5 protein-coding genes are annotated in these 3555 nt (G+C 72.0%); all 5 read left to right on the forward strand.

From position 1 onward, the window contains the following. Positions 1 to 1243, forward strand: a 1243-nt coding sequence (locus A612_RS06095; RefSeq protein WP_040436221.1) for a hybrid sensor histidine kinase/response regulator, incomplete at its 5' end; no start/stop codon positions are given. A 57-nt stretch (positions 1244 to 1300) separates the two neighbouring features. Continuing rightward, on the forward strand, positions 1301 to 1921 hold the full coding sequence (locus A612_RS06100; protein ID WP_040436222.1) for a YqgE/AlgH family protein: 621 nt from the start codon (positions 1301 to 1303) through the stop codon (positions 1919 to 1921). Continuing rightward, a complete protein-coding gene (gene ruvX / locus A612_RS06105) occupies positions 1918 to 2340 on the forward strand; it encodes a Holliday junction resolvase RuvX (RefSeq protein ID WP_019373634.1) in 423 nt (140 codons plus the stop codon). Before A612_RS06100 ends, ruvX begins: the two co-directional genes overlap by 4 nt. Next, positions 2337 to 2864, forward strand: a complete 528-nt coding sequence (gene pyrR, locus A612_RS06110; RefSeq protein ID WP_019373635.1) for a bifunctional pyr operon transcriptional regulator/uracil phosphoribosyltransferase PyrR — start codon at positions 2337 to 2339, stop codon at positions 2862 to 2864. The genes ruvX and pyrR overlap by 4 nt, the downstream gene beginning before the upstream one ends. A gap of 4 nt (positions 2865 to 2868) precedes the next feature. Beyond that, a partial coding sequence (locus A612_RS06115) for an aspartate carbamoyltransferase catalytic subunit (RefSeq protein ID WP_019373636.1) occupies positions 2869 to 3555 on the forward strand: 687 nt, incomplete at its 3' end.

The raw sequence follows: 3555 nt of genomic DNA on the forward strand, positions 1-3555 counted from the left end.
GCCGGCCGTGGGCACCATCGCCATCACGGTGCGCCAGGAAGGCAACGACGTCTCGGTGGAATTCCGCGACGATGGCGCTGGCCTGGACCTCGCGCGCATTCGCGCCAAGGCGGTGGCGCAGGGGCTGATCGCGCCCGATGCGCAGATCGACGCGCAGGCGGCAAGCGAGCTGATCTTCGCTCCCGGTTTCTCCACCGCCACCGAGGTCACGGGCCTGTCGGGCCGGGGCATCGGCATGGACGTGGTGCGCGCCGAGGTGCAGGCGCTGGGCGGGCGCATCGAGATCGACACGCAGGTCGGCCGGGGAACGTCCTTCCGCATGCTGCTGCCGCTGACCACCGCCGTGACCCAGGTAGTGATGCTGCGCGCGGGCGAACTCACCTTCGGCGTGCCGGCCAACTTGGTGGAGATCGTGCGCCGCAGCCCGGTGGCCGAGATGGAGCAGGCCTATGCCAGCCACCGCTTCGTGCACGGCGACGAAGAGCTCGGCTTCTATTGGGCCGGCGCGCTGCTGCAATCGTCGGCGCACAGCACCGATGCGGCCGGGCGCACGCGCCCGGTGGTGGTGCTGCGCAGTGCCGCGCAGCGCATCGCCATGCACGTGGACGAAGTGCTGGGCAACCAGGAAGTGGTGGTCAAGAACCTCGGCCCCCAGCTGTCGCGCCTGCCGGGCCTGGCGGGCATGTCGGTGCTGGCCTCGGGCGCGGTGGTGCTGATCTACAACCCGGTGGCGCTGGCCACCGTGTACGGCGAGCAGGTGCGCGCCGCCACGGCGCAGGCGCCGCAGGCCGGTGCGAGCGCCCCGGCGGCGGGCGCCAGCGTGCCGATTGCGGCACAGTCCGCGGCCGCGCCGGTGGTTCCGCTGGTGCTGGTGGTGGACGACTCCATCACGGTGCGCCGCGTGACCCAGCGCCTGCTGGCGCGCGAGGGCTACCGCGTGGCGCTGGCGGCCGATGGGCTGCAGGCGCTCGAGCGGCTGCAGGAGGAGCGCCCGGCGGTGGTGCTGTCGGACATCGAGATGCCGCGCATGGACGGCTTCGACCTGGCGCGCAACATCCGCTCGGACGAGGCGTTGCGCGACCTGCCGATCATCATGATCACCTCGCGCATCGCACAGAAGCACCGCGACCATGCCATGGAGCTGGGCGTGAACCACTACCTGGGCAAGCCCTACTCGGACGAGGAGCTGCTGAACCTGGTGGAGCACTACGCCCAGCAGGCGGCGCAGGCGGTCGGCGCCTGAGAGTGGGGCAGGGGCGGGGCGGGCCGGCGGTGCGCTGCCGGGCCGTAAAATCGGACCATGTCCGAGAGTGCCCCCATGAACCTGTCCCACCACTTCCTGATCGCGATGCCGGGGCTGGACGATCCTTCCTCGTTCTTCGCGCGCAGCGTGGTCTACCTGTGCGAGCACAGCGAGCGCGGCGCCCTGGGGTTGGTCATCAACAAGCCCATGGCCGGGATCCGGCTGGGCGGCCTGCTCGAGAAGGTGGAGCTGACCCTTGGCCGCCAGGACCTGAGCGATGCGCCGGTGTTCCACGGCGGGCCGCTGCAGACCGAGCGCGGCTTCGTGCTGCACGATGCCATGAAGCCAGCCCACGTCGGTGGTGCCGAAGACGACGGCGAGGCCTCGCCCTACGCCTCGACCATGCGCATCGGCGGCGGGCTGGAGATGACCACGTCCAAGGACGTGCTGGAAGCGCTGTCGCACGGCGCCGGGCCGCGCCGCGTGCTGGTCACGCTGGGCTACTCCTCCTGGGGCGAGGGCCAGCTGGAGTCGGAGCTGGCGGAAAACAGCTGGCTCACCGTCGAGGCCGATCCGGACCTGATCTTCGACGCGCCGGTCTCCGAGCGCTACGACCGCGCGCTGGCGCTGCTGGGGCTGCAGTCCTGGACGCTCTCGCCGGAAGCGGGGCGCGCATGAGCGCCCGTGCGCCGGCCGCCCCGCCCGCGTCCGCGCAGACCTTCCTGGCTTTCGACTTCGGCGCGCGGCGCACCGGCGTGGCGGTGGGCTCGCGCCTGCTGGCCACCGCCTCGCCGCAGGCCACCATCCGCGCCGACGGCGCCGATGCGCGCTTTGCCCAGGTGGCGGAGCGCATCCGCGAATGGCAGCCCGACGCGCTGGTGGTGGGCGTGCCGCGCCACCCGGACGGCGCCCCGCACGAGATGACCGAGCGCGCGCTGCGCTTCGCGCGCCAGCTGCGCGGGCGCTTCGGCCTGCCGGTCTTCGAGGTGGATGAGCGCTACAGCAGCGCCGAGGCCGCCTCCGAAGGCGCACGCGACACGGATGCGGGCGCCGCCTGCATCATCCTGGAACAGTTCCTGAGGAGTCTCCGACCATGACACCGACCACCGCCGCGCAGGCCACGCCGGGCCACCTGCTGCTCGACGCCGAGGCGCTGTACGCCGAGCTGGTGCGTGGCGTGCGCGGGCTGATGGCGCCGCAGACGCGGCTGGCGGGCATCGCCTCCGGCGGCGCCTGGCTGGCCGAGCGGCTGCAGCGCGAGCTGGCGCTGGAGGGCAGCGCCGGCGTGCTGTCCTCGGCCCTGCACCGCGACGACTTCGCGCGCCGCGGCCTGGCGGCCAGCGCCCAGACCCAGCTGCCCTTCGACGTGAACGGCGCCGACATCCTGCTGCTCGACGATGTGCTCTACACCGGCCGCACGGTGCGCGCCGTGCTCAACGAGCTGTTCGACTATGGCCGTCCGGCGCGCGTGCGGCTGGCGGTGCTGGTGGACCGGGGAGGGCGCGAGCTGCCGGTGGCGGCCGAGTTCGCCGCGGCGCGCGTGGCGCTGCCGGCCGGCCAACTGCTGTCGCTGGCGCGCACCGAGCCGGGTGCCTTCCACTTTGACGTCAAGGAGGGCTGAGGCCGTGCTCTACAAGCGCAATCCGCAGCTCAACAAGAACGGCGAGCTGATCCACCTGCTGTCCATCGAGGGGCTGCCGCGCGACATCCTCACGCACATCCTGGACACGGCGGGCAACTTCGTCTCGGTGAGCGACCGCGAGGTCAAGAAGGTGCCGCTCCTGCGCGGCAAGAGCGTCTTCAACCTGTTCTTCGAGAACAGCACGCGCACGCGCACCACCTTCGAGATCGCCGCCAAGCGGCTGTCGGCCGACGTGTTCAACCTCGACATCTCGCGCTCGTCGACCGCCAAGGGCGAGACGCTGCTCGATACCATCGACAACCTCTCGGCCATGGCGGCGGACCTGTTCGTGGTGCGCCACAGCGAGTCGGGCGCGCCCTACCTGATCGCGCAGCACGTGGCGCCCCACGTCCACGTGGTGAACGCCGGCGACGGGCGCCACGCCCATCCCACCCAGGCGCTCCTGGACATGTACACCATCCGCCACTACAAGGGGGGCTTTGCCGACCTGACGGTGGCGATCGTCGGCGACGTGCTGCACTCGCGCGTGGCGCGCTCGGACATCCACGCCCTGACCACGCTGGGCTGCGCCGAGGTGCGCGTGGTGGGGCCGCGCACGCTGGTGCCCGCCGACATGGCGCACATGGGCGTGCGGGTGTTCCACGACCTGGCGGAGGGCATCCGCGGCTGC

This window comes from Melaminivora alkalimesophila (assembly GCF_000282995.1).
GTDB lineage: Bacteria > Pseudomonadota > Gammaproteobacteria > Burkholderiales > Burkholderiaceae_C > Melaminivora > Melaminivora alkalimesophila.